The 17,787-nt window shown below is 64.1% G+C and carries 17 protein-coding genes; 5 read left to right on the forward strand and 12 right to left on the reverse strand.

Features of this window, described 5'->3' with window-relative positions; all coding sequences use genetic code 11:
• Positions 1–6: 6 nt before the first annotated feature.
• From AAFP05_RS03085 to AAFP05_RS03095, 3 genes are all read left to right on the forward strand, one after another.
• Positions 7–714, forward strand: coding sequence for an AzlC family ABC transporter permease (locus AAFP05_RS03085; RefSeq protein ID WP_341728392.1), 708 nt, complete (start codon positions 7–9; stop codon positions 712–714).
• Complete coding sequence (locus AAFP05_RS03090) at positions 711–1,022, forward strand: AzlD domain-containing protein (RefSeq protein WP_341728393.1); 312 nt, start codon at positions 711–713, stop codon at positions 1,020–1,022. The genes AAFP05_RS03085 and AAFP05_RS03090 overlap by 4 nt, the downstream gene beginning before the upstream one ends.
• A 152-nt stretch (positions 1,023–1,174) precedes the next feature.
• A complete protein-coding gene (locus AAFP05_RS03095) occupies positions 1,175–1,339 on the forward strand; it encodes an antitoxin (RefSeq protein ID WP_341728394.1) in 165 nt (54 codons plus the stop codon).
• 222 nt (positions 1,340–1,561) lie between these two features.
• Here AAFP05_RS03095 and AAFP05_RS03100 read toward each other — a convergent pair whose 3' ends face one another.
• From AAFP05_RS03100 to AAFP05_RS03130, 7 genes are all read right to left on the reverse strand, one after another.
• Positions 1,562–2,326, reverse strand: coding sequence for an amino acid ABC transporter ATP-binding protein (locus tag AAFP05_RS03100; RefSeq protein WP_341728436.1), 765 nt, complete (start codon positions 2,324–2,326; stop codon positions 1,562–1,564).
• A 20-nt stretch (positions 2,327–2,346) separates the two neighbouring features.
• Positions 2,347–3,318, reverse strand: a complete 972-nt coding sequence (locus tag AAFP05_RS03105; RefSeq protein ID WP_341728395.1) for an amino acid ABC transporter permease — start codon at positions 3,316–3,318, stop codon at positions 2,347–2,349.
• 5 nt (positions 3,319–3,323) lie between these two features.
• Entirely contained in the window at positions 3,324–4,232 is a 909-nt protein-coding gene (locus tag AAFP05_RS03110; protein ID WP_341728396.1) for an ABC transporter substrate-binding protein, read from the reverse strand.
• Between the two features lie 141 nt (positions 4,233–4,373).
• Positions 4,374–5,351: an ABC transporter substrate-binding protein gene (locus AAFP05_RS03115; RefSeq protein ID WP_341728397.1), complete on the reverse strand. Its 978-nt coding sequence runs from the start codon at positions 5,349–5,351 to the stop codon at positions 4,374–4,376.
• A 170-nt stretch (positions 5,352–5,521) separates the two neighbouring features.
• Complete coding sequence (locus tag AAFP05_RS03120; protein ID WP_341728437.1) at positions 5,522–8,347, reverse strand: vitamin B12-dependent ribonucleotide reductase; 2,826 nt, start codon at positions 8,345–8,347, stop codon at positions 5,522–5,524.
• Positions 8,348–8,433: 86 nt separating this feature from the next.
• Positions 8,434–8,955 carry a transcriptional regulator NrdR gene (gene nrdR, locus AAFP05_RS03125; RefSeq protein ID WP_341728398.1) on the reverse strand — a complete coding sequence of 174 codons (522 nt, stop codon included), beginning with the start codon at positions 8,953–8,955 and terminating at the stop codon, positions 8,434–8,436.
• A gap of 145 nt (positions 8,956–9,100) precedes the next feature.
• Positions 9,101–9,514, reverse strand: coding sequence for a DUF2752 domain-containing protein (locus tag AAFP05_RS03130; protein WP_341728399.1), 414 nt, complete (start codon positions 9,512–9,514; stop codon positions 9,101–9,103).
• Between the two features lie 86 nt (positions 9,515–9,600).
• Between AAFP05_RS03130 and AAFP05_RS03135 the strand changes: the two genes are divergently transcribed.
• Positions 9,601–10,935 (forward strand): RDD family protein, encoded by a 1,335-nt coding sequence (locus tag AAFP05_RS03135; RefSeq protein WP_341728400.1) that lies wholly within the window; start codon positions 9,601–9,603, stop codon positions 10,933–10,935.
• A gap of 142 nt (positions 10,936–11,077) precedes the next feature.
• Here AAFP05_RS03135 and AAFP05_RS03140 read toward each other — a convergent pair whose 3' ends face one another.
• Positions 11,078–11,434 (reverse strand): hypothetical protein, encoded by a 357-nt coding sequence (locus AAFP05_RS03140; protein ID WP_341728401.1) that lies wholly within the window; start codon positions 11,432–11,434, stop codon positions 11,078–11,080.
• A 245-nt stretch (positions 11,435–11,679) separates the two neighbouring features.
• On the opposite strand from AAFP05_RS03140, the gene lexA reads away from it, so the two are divergent.
• A complete protein-coding gene (gene lexA, locus AAFP05_RS03145; protein WP_341728402.1) occupies positions 11,680–12,462 on the forward strand; it encodes a transcriptional repressor LexA in 783 nt (260 codons plus the stop codon).
• An 18-nt stretch (positions 12,463–12,480) separates the two neighbouring features.
• Here lexA and AAFP05_RS03150 read toward each other — a convergent pair whose 3' ends face one another.
• The 4 genes from AAFP05_RS03150 to miaA all read right to left on the reverse strand — a co-directional run bounded on the left by AAFP05_RS03150 (position 12,481) and on the right by miaA (position 17,786).
• On the reverse strand, positions 12,481–14,403 hold the full coding sequence (locus AAFP05_RS03150; protein WP_341728438.1) for an ATP-dependent DNA helicase: 1,923 nt from the start codon (positions 14,401–14,403) through the stop codon (positions 12,481–12,483).
• Positions 14,404–14,486: 83 nt separating this feature from the next.
• Positions 14,487–15,971, reverse strand: a complete 1,485-nt coding sequence (hflX, locus tag AAFP05_RS03155; protein ID WP_341728403.1) for a GTPase HflX — start codon at positions 15,969–15,971, stop codon at positions 14,487–14,489.
• Positions 15,972–16,007: 36 nt separating this feature from the next.
• Positions 16,008–16,838: a diaminopimelate epimerase gene (dapF, locus tag AAFP05_RS03160; protein WP_341728404.1), complete on the reverse strand. Its 831-nt coding sequence runs from the start codon at positions 16,836–16,838 to the stop codon at positions 16,008–16,010.
• Positions 16,839–16,850: 12 nt separating this feature from the next.
• Complete coding sequence (gene miaA / locus AAFP05_RS03165) at positions 16,851–17,786, reverse strand: tRNA (adenosine(37)-N6)-dimethylallyltransferase MiaA (protein WP_341728405.1); 936 nt, start codon at positions 17,784–17,786, stop codon at positions 16,851–16,853.
• Position 17,787 lies beyond the last annotated feature (1 nt).

The raw sequence follows: 17,787 nt of genomic DNA on the forward strand, positions 1-17,787 counted from the left end.
CCTCTGTTGAGCAGCCCCGCCGTGAGGATGGGGCTGTCGGTTTCGATCGCCACCGGGCTGTACGGGATCTCGTTCGGTGCACTGGCCGTAGCTGCCGGGCTGAACCGCTGGCAGACCCAGGCTTTGAGCGCGTTGATGTTCACCGGCGGCAGTCAATTCGCCTTCGTCGGCACACTGGCCGGCGGTGGGATGTCCGCACTGGTCGCTGCGAGCCTGCTCGGAATCCGCAATGCCGTCTACGGGGCGCAGTTGAACGCCACCTTGACGCCCCGCGGACCACTCAGGGTGCTGATGGCCCACCTCACCATCGACGAGTCCTTCGCCACCACGATGGCCGCCGACGGAGAACCGGAGCGGCGGCGCGGGTTCTGGACGGCGGGCGCCGGTGTCTGGCTGACGTGGAATCTCTTCACCTTCCTGGGTGCGTGGGCCGGGGACTCGATGGGCGATCCGAAGGCCTGGGGCCTGGACGGGGCCGCTGTCGCCGCTTTCCTCGGCCTGCTCTGGCCGAGGCTGCGCAGCAAGAACGCGGCCGGATTGGCCGTGCTCTGCGCCTTGGTGACCGTGCTGGTCGTTCCGTTCACACCCCCGGGCATTCCGCTCCTGGTGGCCGGCGTCATCGCGGTGCTGATGCATCTGATCAGCCGAGGGCAGTCCAGCAAGTCGACGGGGACCGACCACCAGTCGTCCGCGATCTCAGGGAGTATCGAATGAGCGTGTGGGGGTGGATTCTGATGGCCGCGGCCGTGGCCTTCGCGACCAAGCTGACCGGCTATCTGCTGCCGTCGACCTGGCTGGGTTCGGCCGGATTCCGTCGGGCGAGCAACGCTTTGACGATCGCTCTGCTTTCTGCCCTGGTAGCGACGAATGCGTTCGCTTCCGGACAGGCCCTCGCGCTCGATTCTCGCGCGCTCGCCCTGGTCGCGGCGGGCGTGGCTCTGTGGCGCAGGCTTCCGTTTCTCGCCGTGGTGATCATCGGTGCTGCAGCGGCTGCGCTCGGACGACTCGCCGGGCTGCCCTGAGCTGCGTGACTCGCGGAACCCCTGCTAATGATCTGCCGACGGCGAATCATCAGAAATTGACCGCGCCGGTCTCTGGATTATGACTGGCGGATGTGCAACTCTTAATTCAGAGCCGAGCAGTTGCCGGCACTCTCCGGGAGAAAGGAGATCGCATGGGGCTATTGGACGACATCAAGTCCGCCGCCGATCAACATGAGGATCAGGTGGAAGCTGTCATCGACAAGGCTGGCGATGCAGTCGACCAAGCCACCGACAACAAGTATGTCGGGCAAGTCGATCAAGCCCAGGATTTCCTCAAGGACAAGATCGGTAACTAGAACGCTCAGTGAGACGCAGTTCTCGCTCCGAGTCGTCGGTTAAGCCTTATTCAGGCAGAGGCGGTAGTCGCCGTCAAGCCAAACACATGACCAATTGAACAGCTGGGGGTCAGTCGGGAGACTGGCCCCCAGCTCTCTTTTGTCTATGCAGTGGCCGGTTTCTTCGTGAAGTAGCCGGCCTTCTTGTTTATGAAGTGGCCGGCCTTGTGATGGGCGGTTTGTCTACAGCACCTTCGCGAAGAAGTCCTTGGTGCGCTGTTCGGTCGGATCGCCGATGACCTGGGCCGGAGTACCGCGTTCGACGATCACGCCGTCGTCCATGAAGACGACCTGGTCTGCCACTTCACGCGCGAAGCCAACCTCATGAGTCACGACGATCATCGTCATGCCCGTCTCGGCAAGCTCTTTCATCACGGCCAGTACCTCGCCTACCAACTCGGGGTCCAGCGCGGAGGTTGGTTCGTCGAAGAGCATCAGCTCCGGATCCATGGCCAGCGCCCGAGCGATCGCAACCCGCTGCTGTTGGCCGCCGGACAGCTGCGACGGATAGTGATCGGAGCGGTCGGTCAGCCCCACCCGCGCCAGCTGCTCGCGAGCCAGCTTCTCGGCACCGTGGGCGGAGATCTTCTTGACCTGGCGCGGCGCCTCCATCACATTCTGCAGCGCGGTCATGTGCGGGAAGAGGTTGAACCGTTGAAAGACCATCCCGATACGGGAACGCTGCCGCGCTATCTCTGCGTCCGAAAGCCGGTGCAGCACGGTCTGACCGTTCTTGGTGATCTCGCGAAGACCCATCAGTTCGCCATCGACGAGCAGCCGGCCGGCACTGATCTGCTCCATCTCGTTGATGCAGCGCAGCAGCGTCGACTTGCCCGACCCTGAGGGCCCAAGCAGCACGCAGACCTCGCCGCGCTGAACCACCAGGTCGACGCCTTTGAGCACGTGGAGCTCACCGAAGAACTTGTGGACGCCCTGCACGTCCACCATCGGCTGGGCCGTCGAATCGCTCATGGCGTCACATCCAGATTCGTCGCGGTGTTCACAGTGCCTGCGGACAGGATCGCCTGCTGACGTTTGGAGATGCCCTTCACTTTGCGCGGCTGAGACAGTTCGCCGTCGAAGCCACGTCCGTAGTAGGTCTCCAGCCGGTGCTGACCGACCATCAGCACGGAGGTGATGAACAGGTACCACATCGCCGCCACGATCAGCAGCGGCACCGGCAGAAAGTTCTTGTTGCCGATGGCATTGGTGACGAAGGTGAGTTCGAGCATGAACGGCACCGCCAGCACCAGCGAGGTGGTCTTCAGCATCGAGATCGTTTCGTTGCCGGTCGGGGGCACGATGACGCGCATCGCCTGCGGGATGATGATCCTTCGCAGAACGGTTGACCGTTTCATGCCGAGCGCCGTAGCGGCCTCCCATTGTCCCTTGTCAACCGAGTTCAGGCCGGAACGCACGATCTCGGACAAGTAGGCGCCTTCGTTCAGGCCGAGTCCCAGGATCGCGGCCACCATGGCGTTGACGATGTCCTTGGTGGACAGCGAGAAGAACTCCGGCCCGAACGGTATCCCGACACTGATCCGCGGGTAGAGCACCGCCAGCAGGCCCCAGAAAACCAGCTGGGTGTAAACCGGAGTACCCCGGAAGAACCAGATGTAGGCCCAGGAGACGCCGCGCAGAATCGGGTTGGTCCCCATCCGCATGATCGCGGTCGCCACAGCGAGGACGATGCCGAGCAGCATCGCCGCCACGGTCAGCAACAGCGTCCAGCCGACACCAGCCACGACCCTCGGATCGAAGAGGTACTGCGCTACCACGTCCCAGCGGAAGTTCTTGTTCTCGATGAGGCTGGAGACCAAGCCGAGCGCAAGAAAGATGACGATCGCGGCCCAGACCCACACTCCGGGCCTGGGCACCGGTTTCGCCTCGATCAGATTCGGAGCCTTGTCGGCCACGCGAGGGTCGGATGACTGGCTCATGGGGCTCACGCGGTCGGATTGACTTCCGCCGTCATCACTGCGGCGCTCTCGTCGACCCCCCAGCTCGCCAGGATGGCCGACCAGGTGCCGTCGTCCATCAACTGCTGGACAGCCGCCTGAATGGCCGCGGTCAGCTGCTCATCGTCCTTGGATATCACGATGCCCTGCGGTGCCGCGTCGCGCACGCCGCCGATGACCTCGAGTTGTTCGTTGGTCAGTGCCACCGAGTAGTCGGCGACCGTCGAGTCGGCGTAGAAGGCGACGACCTTGCCACCGGTCAGGTTGGTCGTGACATCGGACTGGACGCCGTAGCTGAGCACCTCGATCGCCTCTTTGCCTGCGGCAACGCAATCCTCGGAAGACTTCGCCAGCTCTTCTTCCTGGTACGTGCCGGTCTGCACACCGATCGTCGTGCCGCAGATGCTGTCGGGGTCGAAGCCTTCGGGATTGCCCTTCTGAACGGCGAACGAAGACCCCACCTTGATGTAGGAGACCATGTTGTAACTGGCGGTCCGCTCCGGCGTGATGGTGAACGACGAGATGCCGATGTCGGTGGTGGAGCCGATGCTGGGCAGCAGGCTGGCGAACTCCGCTGCCTGTACCTCGGGCTCCAGGCCGAGCACCTTGCCGAGTGCCTTGCCGAGGTCGACATCGTAGCCGATCGCGGTTTTCAGATCGTCGGCGCGGAACTCGGCCGGTGCATAGTCGGGAGCCTCCGCGATCACCAGTTTGCCCGTGCTGGCGACGTCGGCCGGCAGCAGCGCTGCGATCTCGTCCACCTTCTGAACCTTCGAGACGTCATAGCTCCGATCGGTGGTACTCGATCCGCCGGACTCCTGGGTGGTCGACGAGCCCCCGCCACAGGCGGTAAGGGCAAGTGTGGCCAACAGGCCGGCGGCGACGATTCGGCGCATGGTGTTTCCTCTCACAGGTAGGTGCAAGCAATGATTGTAGTGATGCTCCCGGCTGCTGATCGGCCGGTCCGGTGTCAATTTGATGACAATGGCCTATCGACGGAGGTCTTTGTGCCCTCGGTCACCAAAGGCGGACGCGGATCAGCGAACCACCTTGACGGCCTTGTCGATGACGTCCTGCGGGACGACCACGCCCATCCGCTCGGCTGCTTGGAGGTTCAGTGAGATCTCGAGATCGCTCGCCACCGCGACCGGGATATCGCCCGGTTTGCCGCCCTCGGCGAGGTATTGAGCGGCCATCTCACCGGTCTGGACGCCCTGGGCGTGGTAGTCGACTGCCAGTGCCGCCATGGCTCCCCGGTCGACGGAGTCGGGGTCGGAGACGTAGAGCGGAACCTTGCGCTCCTCGGCAACCGCAACCAGCGCCTCGACCCCCGAAATGATGGTGTTGTCGGTACCCACGAAGAAGCTGTCCGCGCCCGACAGCGACTCGGCGCCTTGGCGCACCTCGGATGAAGCGGTGACGGTGGCCTCTTGGACGGCAAGGCCGAGCGCCGGTGCAGCGTCTTTGACCATCTGGGCCTGAATCTGGGAATTGACCTCGCCGGAGGTGTACAAGAGACCGACTGTCGAGACATCGGGAGTGATCTGTTTGATCAACTCGAGCTGGTCGGCGATCGGCGGCATGTCAGAGGTGCCGGTGATCATTCCGCCCGGAGCATCGACGGAATTCACCAGTCCGGCACCGACCGGATCGGTCACACCGGCGAAGAAGAGCGGGGTATTGGGCAGTGCCTGGGCCAAGGTGATCGCGGTCGGGGTTGCGATGGCCACCACGAGATCCTTGTCGGTGAAGCTGCTCGCGATGTTGGACAGCGTGACCTGATCGCCGGCGGCATTCTTGAGGTCGTAGACGACATCGGTGCCCTCAACATAGCCGGCGTCGGTCATCGCCTCCATGAACCCGTCACGCAAGGCATTGAGCGACGGGTGATCGACGATCTGAGCGATGCCAATCTGTAGCGGCTTGTCAGCGGATCCCTGGGACGAAGCGGAATCCGGTGAACACGCGGTCACAGCCAGCAACAACGACAGCACCAACCCGAATAGACGCTTCATGGAGTTCCTTCCCAACGACCTCTTCTTAGGACCCTCCGATGAACTATCGCGTCAGGGCCTTACGCCACCACGCCTGTGTCAGACCTGGAGCCACCCGCAGCTTACAGACCAGGATTTCCCGGCGACAGGCCGGGCTGTCACCGGGGAATCCTCGATCACGGCATGTGGTCCTAGCTGCAGCCGCTGGTCGCGCCGCAGCCCTCGCAGACGTAGCAGCTCCCGGATGGGCGCATCTTGGTTCCGCAGATCAAGCAGAGCGGTGCGTCAACGGCCAGACCGGTGAGAGCCTCCATCAGTTCGCTGGTGGTGTGCGGATGCGCCTCGATCAGGCTCGGCTGCAGCGGTCCGCCCGCGTCAACCCGGACGTTGTCGCCGGCGTCATTCTTCAACTGCTCCGACTCGGGAAGTTCGCTCTCCTCCTCCTCACTCAGGTAGCTGCCGGTCTCGACATAGTGAGCCCGCTCGGCCGCAGTGTAGATGCCGAGTTCGGAGCGTTCGTCGAAGGAGAGGTAGTCGAGGGCCAGCCGACGGAAGATGTAGTCCATGATCGACTGCGCGATCCGGATGTCGGGATCGTCGGTCATGCCGGCGGGTTCGAACTTCAGGTTGGTGAACTTCTGCACGAAGCTCTCCAGCGGCACGCCGTACTGCAGGCCGATCGAGACCGCAATCGAGAAGGCGTCCATCACACCCGACAAGGTCGAGCCCTGCTTGCCGAGTTTGAGGAAGACCTCACCGAGTCGTCCGTCGTCATAGGCACCCGAGGTCATATATCCTTCGGCGCCGGCCACGGCGAAGCTGGTGGTGCGCCCGAAACGCGATTTCGGCAGTCGCTTGCGACGCGGCCGGTACTCGATCCGCACCTCCGGCGCCGGAGCCTTCTCCTCCGCGATGCTGTTCTTGTCGTTGCTGAGCGGCTGGCCGACCTTGCAGTTGTCGCGGTAGACGGCGACCGCCTTCAGGCCGAGCCGCCAGCCCTCCATGTAGACATCGGCAATGTCGCGAACGGTGGACGACTCGGGCAGGTTGACGGTCTTGCTGATGGCACCCGACAAGAACGGCTGCACAGCTGCCATCATCCGGACGTGGCCCATCGGCTTGATCGCGCGCACACCCATGGCTGTGTCGAAGACCTCGTAGTGCGCAGGCTTCAGCCCAGGCGCGTCGACGACGTTGCCGTTGTCGCTGATAAAGGCCACGACGGCCTCGATCTGAGGATCGGAGTAGCCGAGATTGCGCAGCGCCCGGGGAACTGTGTTGTTGACGATCTGCATCGAGCCGCCGCCGACGAGCTTCTTGAACTTCACCAAGGAGAAGTCAGGCTCGATACCGGTGGTGTCGCAGTCCATCATGAAGCCGATGGTGCCGGTCGGTGCCAGCAACGATGCCTGCGCGTTGCGGAAGCCGTTCCGCTCCCCGATCTCGATGACCTGATCCCACTGCTTGGCCGCAGCCTGCTGCAGCCCCGCATCGATCTGGTTGATCGTGCGCAGCTCATCGTTGGCGCTACGATGCTTGCGCATCACCCGCTTATGCCCGTCCACATTGCGCGCGTACCCGGCGTAGGGTCCCACGACGCCTGCCAGTTCGGCGCTGCGCCGGTAGGCGGCGGCGGTCATCAGGGAGGTGATCGCTGCGGCGAGCGAGCGACCGCCCTCGGAGTCGTAGCCCTTGCCTAGCGCCATCAGCAACGCGCCGAGGTTGGCATAGCCGATGCCCAGCTGGCGGTAGTCGCGGGTCGTCTGGGTGGTGGCCTCGGTCGGGAAATCGGCGAAGACGATCGAGATGTCCATCGCGGTGATGATCAGCTCGACTGCCTTGACGAACTTCTCGACGTCGAAGCTGTCATCGTCGCGCAAGAACTTCATCAGGTTCAGGCTGGCCAGGTTGCACGACGAGTTGTCGAGGCTCATGTATTCCGAGCACGGGTTTGACGCCGTGATCCGCCCGGATTCCGGGGTGGTGTGCCAATCGTTGATGGTGTCGTCGTATTGCAGGCCCGGATCGGCGCACTCCCAGGCCGCCTGGGCGATCTTGCCGAAGAGCGCCTTGGCGTCCACCTCATCGATGACCTCTCCGGTCGTCCGGGCACGCAGACCGAACTTCGTGCCGTTGTTGACGGCCTGCATGAATTCGTCGCTGACGCGAACCGAGTTGTTGGCGTTCTGGTATTGCACGGATGTGATGTCCCTGCCGCCCAGATCCATGTCGAATCCGGCATCGCGCAGCGCGCGGATCTTGTCTTCTTCGCGAGCCTTGGTCTCGACAAACTCCTCGATGTCAGGATGATCGATGTCGAGGACGACCATCTTCGCCGCACGCCGGGTGGCGCCGCCCGACTTGATGGTTCCCGCCGACGCGTCGGCACCCCGCATGAAGCTGACCGGTCCGGACGCGGTACCGCCCGACGAGCGCAGCAATTCCTTGGACGAACGGATCCGGGAGAGGTTCAGGCCGGCACCCGACCCGCCCTTGAAGATCATGCCCTCCTCGCGGTACCAGTTCAGGATCGACTCCATGGAATCGTCGACCGACAGGATGAAACAGGCGCTGACCTGCTGAGGAGCGTCGGTGCCGACGTTGAACCAGACCGGCGAGTTGAAGCTGAAATACTGGTTCAGCAGCAGCCACGTCAGTTCCTGGCCGAAGACCTGGGCATCGTGCTCGGTCGCGAAGTAGTCGGCCTCCAGGCCGGTTTGCTGGTACTTGCCGACGACGCGGTCGATCAAGGTCTTGAGGCTGGCCTCGCGCGCCGGGGTGCCCAGGGCACCGCGGAAGTACTTCGTGGTGACGATGGTGGACGCGTTCAGGCTCCACGAGGTGGGAAACTCGACACCGCGCTGCTCGAAGACGACCTCGCCGGTCTTCCAGTTCGTCTGGACGACATCGCGCTTCTCCCAGGTCACCTCGTCGTAGGGATGGACGCCCTCGGTGGTGAACACTCGTCCGATCGTCAGCCCGCGAGCGTTCGGTGTCTCGGGCTTGTCGTCATACAAGGTGTCGGTCACGGCTGTCTCCTAGTGATTCGGACGTTTGGGTAGGACGTGTTTGGGTAGGACCTGTTTTGGGTAGGACGTAAAGATCAGTGTGCATCGACGGTCTGACAATTCTCTTCATCAGCCAGCGGAGTGGGCTGCTCACCCGGATCGGCGTCGGATCCGGCGCTCTCGCGCATCCGATCGATCTCGACGATGAAGTCGTCCACGCTTTCGTAGTGCTGATAGACGGAGGCGAATCTCAGGTAGGCGACCGCATCGAGTTCGCTGAGTGGACCGAGAATGGCCACCCCGACGTCTTCGGTCGGCACCTCGGCTTGTCCCGATGCCCGAATGGCCTCTTCGACTCGCTGACCAAGTTTGGCGAGCTGAGCCTCGGTGACCGGTCGTCCCTTGCAGGCTTTCCGGACGCCTGCGATCACTTTGTCGCGGTTGAATGGCTCGATCACGCCGGACTTCTTGACCACTACCAGTTGGGTCTGCTCAATGGTGGTGAAGCGTCGTTCGCAGGCAGGGCACTGACGGCGACGACGAATGCTCGCGCCATCCTCCGAAACTCGAGAATCGAGCACTCTCGAGTCGCAATGACGGCAGTATGGGCAGTGCATCGTTGCTCCTCAGCGCTGGGATGTGGATGGCATTGTGGACAGCTTGTGGACAACAACCACAATCTGTGGACAAACCACACTCGTGTAACTACTAGATGTAGAGAGTACGACCGAATCGTCCAGAGATCAAGCAGTTCGGCGAGCCTCAGACGAGGTTACGCACCACCACGAAAATCGCGCAGACCACTCCCGCGGCCCAGTACACCTTGGTCTGAGTGAGTGGACGCCAAGCCTCCGGCGGACGCAACGCCGGTCCCCCGGCGGATTCCACGATCCACGCCACCGCGCAACCCGCGATCAGCGGAATGACGATAACGAGCAGCGCGTTGAAGTGCCAGGCCGCAGCGAGGTTGCCGGTGAGCAACGCACCCGCCGCTCGAGTCGATCCGCACAACGGGCATTGAATGCCCGTCAGGGCCAGCAGCGGACAGGGCAGGCCGATACCGAAGACGAAATTGGTGCCTGCTATCGCGGCGCCCACAGCAGCGAAGCCGCCGAGGCGTGCTAGCGCGCGCACGGGCGAGAACGTCTCAGGATCGCTCTCGGCGGACTGCTGCATATGACCATTATCCGCACGGTCAGCCCTGCTGAACCCAACTGCCGAATAGGATCGGTGACGTAATGCAATCGTGATTGGAGGCAGCTGTGAGTAACGACTACTGGGGTCGCCCATCTGACGACCCTGGCCAGAACGCTGCAAATAGCGAAGAAAACGGCCAGACCGACCCGCAGGCCGCTGACCGGCCGAGCGACGAGCAACCCGGCAGCGACCAGCCCACCTACGGCGCACCCGCTTACGGACAGCCCACCGCCGATCAGCCCGGCACCGACCAGCCAGCATCTTCTGCATATGGTCAGCCCACCACCCCACCAACTCAACCGTCGACTCCCGGCTACGAACAGGCCGGAGGCTACGGCCAACCGTCGACTCCCAGCTACGGTCAGCCCAGCACCGGCTACGGCCAGCCCAGCACCGGCTACGGCCAGCCCAGCAGCGAATCGAGCACTCCGAGCTACGGCCAAGACTCGAGCTATGGCCAATCGGCCTCCTATGGGCAGCCGAGTTCCGACTCGCCCACTCCCGACTACGGTTCGTCATCGGCCTACGGCCAGACTGGTTCCGAGCAGACCACACCGGGTTACGGGCAGTCCGCATCGTACGGGCAGCCCAGCAACGAACCGCCCGCTGCGCCGTACGGGCAGCCGGGCGGATCGTCCTATGGGGGCTATGAGCAACAGCCCGGCGGACAGTCCTTCTATGGCCAAGACGCGCAGCCGAGCTACGGCCAGGACGCGCAGCCGAGCTACGGCCAGGACACCAACTCCGGGTCGACCAACCCCTACGGACAGCCCGCCGACCCATACGGTCAGCAGCAGGCGAGCTACGGCCAGCCGAACACCCCGTACGCCCAGCAGAACCCCGGCTACGGCCAGCCGACCGATTCGTACGCCCAGCAGAACCCCGGCTACGGCCAGCCGACGTACGCAGGCAATCTCTACGGTCCGGTCGGCGCAGCGGCGGCACCGTTGGCCTCCTGGGGCAAGCGGGCCGTTGGCGGACTCATCGACTACGTGCTACCGAGCATCGTCATCGGCACCATCACGGGCTTGTTCACCAATGCGTCCGGCGACACGTCGGCCATCGGCTCGATCATCCAGCTGGTTCTGGTCATCGGATGGCTCGTCTACAACTTCGGCTACGTCGGAGGCAAGACCGGAGTGACTCTTGGCCGCAAGATCGGAAAGACTCGTTTGGTCTCGGCTACCACCGGTCAGCCGATCGGGCCAGGTTTGACGGTGCTGCGCACCCTGGCACACGTCGTCGACTCGATCATCTGCTACATCGGATGGCTCTTCCCGCTCTGGGATTCCAAACGCCAGACGCTCGCCGACAAGATCATGAGCACCGTGGTGCTCGACGAGTCCGTGAGTGCCCCGCAGGATCCCTACGGTCAGCCTCAGCAGCCCTACGGCTACTGAGATCGGCGATCACCAGCGGCTGAACAGTTGGCGGGGCGGTTCCTTCAAAGGGACCGCCCCGCTTCACGTTTTCGCGGAGTCAAGGACCCTCAGGCCAAAAGGACTCCCCGCCGCCGGCCAAAACTTAGCGCCCTCCGGAGAATTAGGTGAGACCCGGCACCAACGCGAGATACTGCGACACGATCATCCAAGACCCCAGAACCACCGCCAGCGCGAAGCCTGCCATCATCACTGCCAGGCCACGATCGGTCAGCCTCAACTCTCCGCCCGCTGCGGTCGGCCGGACGACGGCACGACCAGACGCGGCCGATCGCACCACCGAGTAGGAGGCGCCTGCGAGCGGGCGCTTCGGCTGCCGGGGAAGACCGGCCCTCGTGGGCACGTAGCGCACCTGCGCGCAGGGCCGCTGGCCATCGTCCACCAGTCTGAGATGCCTTGAGCGGACGGGCGAGCCCGCGGCACGCCGAACATTGATCTGGCCATCAACCAAGATGCTCATCTTGCCTCCTCCATCTGCCCGGCCATCCGCCGTAGCAACAGGATCGAACGTTTGTTCGATGTTGAGCCTAGCCCCAAAGTCTCGATCGTTCAAGTGTTCGATTCAACACGGTCCTCGTCGCACCCTCATCCAAACAGGCAGCACTGACAAAAACTGAGGACCGCGTCCCCGACAAGCCGATCGCACAACACGACACGCTCGAACAAGTGTTTGAATCAGTGCGCCAAGTGCCTTATCATTGACGCATGATCACAGTGAGGCGTCCACCCACCGCCCCTCGGCGCGCCGGCCGACCATCGAAGGCAGACATTGCCCGGGATTTGGGCATCGACGATGTGGCCGAACTGCCCGACAGCTCCCAAGACGACCTGGGGTTGACCGCGCGTCAGCGTCGCATCCTCGAATTCATCCAGCAGACCGTCAGTGCCCGCGGTTACCCGCCCAGCATCCGCGAAGTGGGCGATGCCGTTGGGCTGACCAGCTCGTCCAGCGTCTCGCACCAGCTCAAGGCACTGGAGGCCAAGGGATTTCTGCGACGGGACCCCAATCGTCCTCGCGCGCTGGAAGTGACTCTTCCCTCATCCGCAGCCCCGGCACGAACCGCCACCGAGACCGACTCGAACGATCCCACCGGCTCCGCCGATCAGACTCCTCGTGCGGTCTCCGTGCCGGTGGTGGGCAGCATCGCGGCCGGCACACCGATCCTCGCCGAGGAGCGGATTGAGCAGGTACTTCCCCTGCCTCGCGAACTCGTCGGGCAAGGCACGCTCTTCTCGCTCAAGGTGCGCGGCGATTCGATGGTGGACGCAGCCATCTGCGACGGCGACTTCGTGGTCGTCCGACAGCAGCCCACGGCGGACAATGGCGACATCGTTGCCGCGCTGCTCGATGGCGAGGCCACCATCAAGACGCTGCGCAGACTGCCCGGGCAAGTCTGGTTGATGCCACACAATCCGGCCTATCAGCCAATCGACGGAAACAGCGCCTCCATTCTCGGAAAGGTCGTCGCCGTCTTGCGCCGCATCTGACCTTGGCCGTGCGGCGCCTCAGGACGCCGCGAGCCGTTGCAGTGCCTGGATGGCCGCCTCAGAATCGGTGGTCGTCCAAAACGGTGGCAGTGATGCCCTCAGGAAGCTCCCGTAACGTGCCTTGACCAGCCTCGGGTCCAGCACCGCGACTACGCCCTTGTCGCTGGACGAACGGATGAGTCGCCCGGCCCCTTGGGCGAGCAGCAGCGCGGCATGACTGGCGGCGACCTGCATGAAGCCATTGCCACCGGCCTGCGTAGCGGCCAACTGCCGGGCCTGCATCAGCGGGTCGTCCGGACGAGGGAACGGGATCTTGTCGATCACGACCAGCCGGCAGGTGTCCCCCGGTACGTCGATGCCCTGCCACAGCGACATCGTGCCGAGCAGCACCGACCGCTCATCCGCGATGAAGGTGCGGGTGAGTTCACTGAGATTCGCCTCACCCTGGCACATGACATTCATCCCGGGCAGCGCTCCTCGCAGGTGCTCGGCCGCTGCCTCCGCGGATCGCTGAGAGGCGAACAGACCGAGGGTTCGGCCGTCGGCGGCCCAGATCAGCTCGGCGAGTTCGGTCAGCGCATCGGGTCCGATACCGTCGCGACCCGGATTCGGCAACCCGGTCGCCACGTACAAGATGCCTTGTCTGCCGTAGTCGAACGGCGAACCGACATCGATCGCACGCCACTGTCCGGCGTCCCCCGCCTCGTCATCGGCAGCAATGCGATCGACTCGGCGGAGTCCCACGCTGCCCGCCAGCGGTTCGAATGCTCCGCCGATGGTCAAGGTTGCCGAGGTCAGGATCGTCGGATGATCCTCCAGCACCTTGTCGCGCATCAGCCCGGCAACCGACAGTGGAGCAATGTTGAGCTGGCGACCGAACCGTTCGCCGGCGCTCAGCCAGACGACATCGTGTTCGTCCAGCTTGGCCATCCGTTCGGCAATTTCGAAGATCTCCTTCATTGCCGAAGACGCCTGCTGCTGCTCTGGCTCGGCGGTCTGACCGGATGAGGGCGCCAGCCCGGAGACGGCCCGTCGGGTCACTTCGCGTACCAGTTCCGCGGCTTGCACGGCAAGGGAGCCGGGCTCGGTGATGCGGCCCGGGGCCACCTCGGCCAATGCCTGTGAAACGGTGTCGGCGGCTTCCAGGAGTTCGGCCGCCAGATCATCGTCCAGCCAGCTACTCGCACGTTTGGCGACCCGCTCGATCTGCTGCGGCGAGAGTTCACTGCTGGCCGCGCCCGTGACACGGTTGACCAGCTCGTGCGCCTCGTCCACGATGACCGGTCCGTGTTCGGGTAGGGCCGTACCCCCATGCATCGCATTGATGGCCAGCAGCGCATGGTTGGTGACTACCAGATCGGCCTGCCGGGCCCTGGCGCGGGACGCTTCGACGAAGCACTCCGCGCCGTAGGGGCAGGAGTTGGCACCCAGGCATTCGCGTACCGGCACCGAAACCTGCGCCCACGCCCGGGGAGAGTGACTCGGCGCATCGTCTCGGTCGGCCAGCCCGCCGTCGCTCGCCTGCTGGTCGGCCCATTCGCGCAACGCCAGCACTTCGGCTCCCAGTGCCGAGGTGGCATCGACCGCCGAGTCCCGGACGACATCGACCAACTCTGCCCCGCCCAGCAACGAATCCTGGCCGGGGCCTGCCTGATCGCGAACTCGCAGCAGGCAGACATAGTTCGAGCGTCCCTTGAGAACCTGCGTGCGGGGCTCACGGCCCAGCACCGAAGCCACCGCCCGCGCAGCGACGGGAATGTCCTTGTGCGCGAGTTGTGCCTGCAAGGCGAGGGTCGCCGTTGCAACCAAGGCGGTCTGTTTGGACTGCATAGCCCAGATCATGGCCGGGATGAGGTAGCCGAGCGATTTGCCGGTGCCGGTGCCGGCCTGCACGAGAAGGTGCACCTGGTCGTCAAGGCTCGCCGCGACCTGGTCACTCATCGTCTGCTGGCCGGGGCGCGATGTCCCACCGAGCGCAGCGACGGCAGCCGCCAGCGCCTGAGAGGCCTGCTGGGAGAGATCGCTCACCGCGGCTGCCCGGCGGTCTGAGCGTAGGGCGCCAACTGCGCGGCGAGATCGGCATGGACGCGTGCGGTGATCAGCGTGCCGCCGGCCTGATGCTCGAGGCTGACCATCTCTGACTCCCGGTGCAGCCGGTCGACCAGATCTCCGCGGTCCCAGGGCAGCAGCGCGCTGATCTCGGTCTGCGGTATCGGCAGCCGCTGCTCGACCTTGGCCTGCAGGGCATCGATGCCCGCACCGGTGCGCGCGGAGACCGCCAGCGCATCCGGGTACTGGTGCATCAAGACGGCGAGCACGTCGGGATCGGCCTGGTCGATCTTGTTGATCACCAATTGTTCGGGACGATCAGCGGCACCGATCTCGGTAAGCACCCGATGGACGGCGTCGATCTGACCGATCGGGTCCGCATCTGAACCGTCCACCACATGCAGCAGCAGATCGGCGTCCATCGTCTCTTCCAGAGTGGAGCGGAACGCCTCGACCAGGTCGGTCGGCAGATGCCGGACGAAGCCGACGGTGTCGGTCAGCGTGAAGACGCGACCGTCTGCGGTCGTGGAGCGCCGGGTGGTCGGATCAAGCGTCGCGAACAAGGCGTCCTCGACCAGCACGCCGGCATGCGTGAGTCGGTTCAGCAGCGACGACTTACCGGCGTTGGTGTAGCCGACGATGGCCACCGAAGGGACGCGATGCCGTTGCCTGTCGGCACGCTTGATCGCGCGGGTGCCCTCCATCTCACGCAGCTTGCTGCGCAGCACCGAGATGCGGTGGTTGATGCGTCGCCGGTCGGTCTCGATCTTGGTCTCGCCGGGGCCTCGGCCGCCGATCCCCGCACCACCGGACGCCCGGCCACCGACCTGGCGGCTCAGGTTGCCGCCCCAGCCACGCAGGCGCTGCTTCAGGTAGTTCAATTGGGCCAATTCGACCTGCGCCTTGCCCTCCACGCTCTTCGCATGCTGCGCAAAGATATCGAGGATCAGGGCCGTGCGGTCGACGACCTTGACTCCAACGCGGTCCTCCAACGTGCGCAGCTGAGCCGGACTCAGTTCGCCATCGCAGATCACCGTGTCTGCACCGGTCGCCAGCACGACCTCGCGGACCTCATCGACCTTGCCGCGGCCAACATAGGTTGCCGGATCGGGCTTCTGGCGCCGTTGCACCAACCCTTCCAGCACCTGCGAACCCGCGGTCTGGGCCAGCGCCTTCAGCTCGAACATGGCGTTGTCAGCATCCTGCTGGGTACCGGTCGTCCAAACGCTCACGAGTACGACGCGCTCCAACCGGAGCTGGCGGTACTCGACCTCGCTGACATCGTCGAGTTCGGTCGACAACCCGGCCACTCGTCGCAGCGTGCGGCGCTGAGCCAGATCAAGTTCTCCGTCGTCGACCTCGTCGTCCAACTCGTCGTCGTCGAGAATCTCGTCCAGATCGCCGAAATCCTCGTCGGTGTCCCAGTTATCGTCGTTGTGGTTCACAGCATCGTTGATCATCGTCAAACAAGCTTATAGCCGGTCGATTCAAAGCGCTCATCCCAGCTTCGGCAGGTTCACCCGGCCATGCGCAACCACCACTGCCGGACCGGTCAGGTAGGCCTGCTCTGCGTCGAAGTCCACCTTCAAGGTGCCGCCCGGCACGGTGACCGCCATGCCTGTGGCCTGTGCGCCCAATCGATCCAGCTGGGCAGCCGCCGATGCGACCACACCGGTGCCGCACGACTGGGTCTCCCCCACGCCCCGCTCGAAGACACGCATCGCCAACTCGTTCTCGCTGGTCGGCACAATGAACTCCACATTCACCCCAGCCGGATAGTCGGCCGGATCGTAGATCGGGGCGATCGTCAGATCCAACGTCTTCAGCGCCTCGATATCGTCCAACCGAACCACTGCGTGCGGGTTTCCGACATCGACCATCGTGGCGGTATAACGATGCCCGTCAGCCTCGACCCAGGTCGGCTGCTCGGCGACCACCGCCTGCCCCATGCTGACCTTGATGCGTCCATCGGGATACGGCCAGGCCTCGCGAAGGCCGGCTCGGGTGGCGACTTGAACCGGCTCGGTGTCAACAAGACCCTGATCGATCAGATAGCGAACGAACAATCGCAGCCCGTTGCCGCACATCTCGGCGATAGAGCCGTCGGCGTTCCGGTAGTCCATAAACCACAAGGACGGATCGCCGTGCCATTCGGGTATCAACTCGCTACGCACGGCCCGCAGCAGGCCGTCACCGCCGATTCCGGCGCGCCGATCGCACAGCCAGCGTACGGTCTGAGCGGACACCGAGGTCATGGCCTCACGATCGAGGAGAATGACGAAGTCGTTGTGGGTGGCGTGGCCCTTCGCAAAGCCCAAGGTCTGCATCTGCTCAGTCTTTCACTCATCAAGGCAAAAACCGAGGACATCCGCGATGGTCTCAGCAGCCGCAGGACCTGCGGCATCCAACCAGCTGATGCGTGGGTCCCGGGCGAACCAGCCAAGCTGTTTGCGGGCAAATCGGCGGGTGCCGTCGATGGTTGCCTGCTTGGCTTGGTCCTCGGTCAGTTCTCCGGTGAGATATGCCAGTACTTGCTGGTACCCGAGCCCGCGCGACGCGGTCAACCCTTCGCGCAGTCCCTGAGCAACGAGGCCGCGTACCTCGTCCACCAAGCCATCGGCCCACATCTGAGCGACTCTGGCGGCGATTCGAGCGTCCATCTCGGCCCGTTCCAGATGACAACCGAACTGGTGGACATCTGCCAGCTCGTAAACCGGCCCGGGCAGCCGGGGACTGAAATCACCGGTGAGTTCGATCACTTCGAGCGCGCGCACGATGCGCCGACCGTTGCCCGGAAGGATGCTCGCGGCCGCATCCGGATGCTTCTCGGCGAGCACGGCGTGTAGCGCGGCAGCGCCGATGCGGTCAAGCTCGTCCTGCCACTTCCGGCGAATCTCGGGATCGGTGCCGGGAAACTCGAAGCGGTCGATGATCGCCCTGATATACAGACTGCTGCCACCGACAAGGATCGGTATGACGCCCTGGTCGCGCAGCTGACCGACAACGGTGCGGGCCATCGACTGAAACTGCGCAACCGATGCCGTTTGGGTGATCTCCATGATGTTGACCAGATGATGATGCACGCTCGCCAGCTCGGCTGCCGACGGTTTGGCCGTCCCGATGTTCATGCCGCGATAGACCAACATCGAATCGGCGTTGACGATCTCGGCGGGCCGGCCCCGAGCAGCCAGCAGCCGGGCCAGGTGAATAGCCAGGGACGACTTCCCGCTGGCCGTCGGCCCGATGAGTACGATCAGCGGCAGTCGATCCGCCATC

The sequence above is a fragment of the Brooklawnia sp. genome (assembly GCF_032229645.1).
In the GTDB taxonomy this organism is placed as follows: Bacteria; Actinomycetota; Actinomycetes; order Propionibacteriales; family Propionibacteriaceae; genus Brooklawnia.

Bases quoted from the DNA above. Each gene is read 5' to 3' on its own strand.
- AAFP05_RS03140 (WP_341728401.1), bottom strand. From the start codon at position 11,434: ATGAGCATCTTGGTTGATGGCCAGATCAATGTTCGGCGTGCCGCGGGC.
- dapF (WP_341728404.1), bottom strand. From the start codon at position 16,838: ATGCAGACCTTGGGCTTTGCGAAGGGCCACGCCACCCACAACGACTTC.
- lexA (WP_341728402.1), top strand. From the start codon at position 11,680: ATGATCACAGTGAGGCGTCCACCCACCGCCCCTCGGCGCGCCGGCCGA.
- AAFP05_RS03110 (WP_341728396.1), bottom strand. From the start codon at position 4,232: ATGCGCCGAATCGTCGCCGCCGGCCTGTTGGCCACACTTGCCCTTACC.
- AAFP05_RS03100 (WP_341728436.1), bottom strand. From the start codon at position 2,326: ATGGTGGACGTGCAGGGCGTCCACAAGTTCTTCGGTGAGCTCCACGTG.
- AAFP05_RS03130 (WP_341728399.1), bottom strand. From the start codon at position 9,514: ATGCAGCAGTCCGCCGAGAGCGATCCTGAGACGTTCTCGCCCGTGCGC.
- nrdR (WP_341728398.1), bottom strand. From the start codon at position 8,955: ATGCACTGCCCATACTGCCGTCATTGCGACTCGAGAGTGCTCGATTCT.
- miaA (WP_341728405.1), bottom strand. From the start codon at position 17,786: ATGGCGGATCGACTGCCGCTGATCGTACTCATCGGGCCGACGGCCAGC.
- AAFP05_RS03115 (WP_341728397.1), bottom strand. From the start codon at position 5,351: ATGAAGCGTCTATTCGGGTTGGTGCTGTCGTTGTTGCTGGCTGTGACC.
- hflX (WP_341728403.1), bottom strand. From the start codon at position 15,971: ATGATCAACGATGCTGTGAACCACAACGACGATAACTGGGACACCGAC.
- AAFP05_RS03090 (WP_341728393.1), top strand. From the start codon at position 711: ATGAGCGTGTGGGGGTGGATTCTGATGGCCGCGGCCGTGGCCTTCGCG.
- AAFP05_RS03150 (WP_341728438.1), bottom strand. From the start codon at position 14,403: ATGAGTGACCAGGTCGCGGCGAGCCTTGACGACCAGGTGCACCTTCTC.
- AAFP05_RS03105 (WP_341728395.1), bottom strand. From the start codon at position 3,318: ATGAGCCAGTCATCCGACCCTCGCGTGGCCGACAAGGCTCCGAATCTG.
- AAFP05_RS03095 (WP_341728394.1), top strand. From the start codon at position 1,175: ATGGGGCTATTGGACGACATCAAGTCCGCCGCCGATCAACATGAGGAT.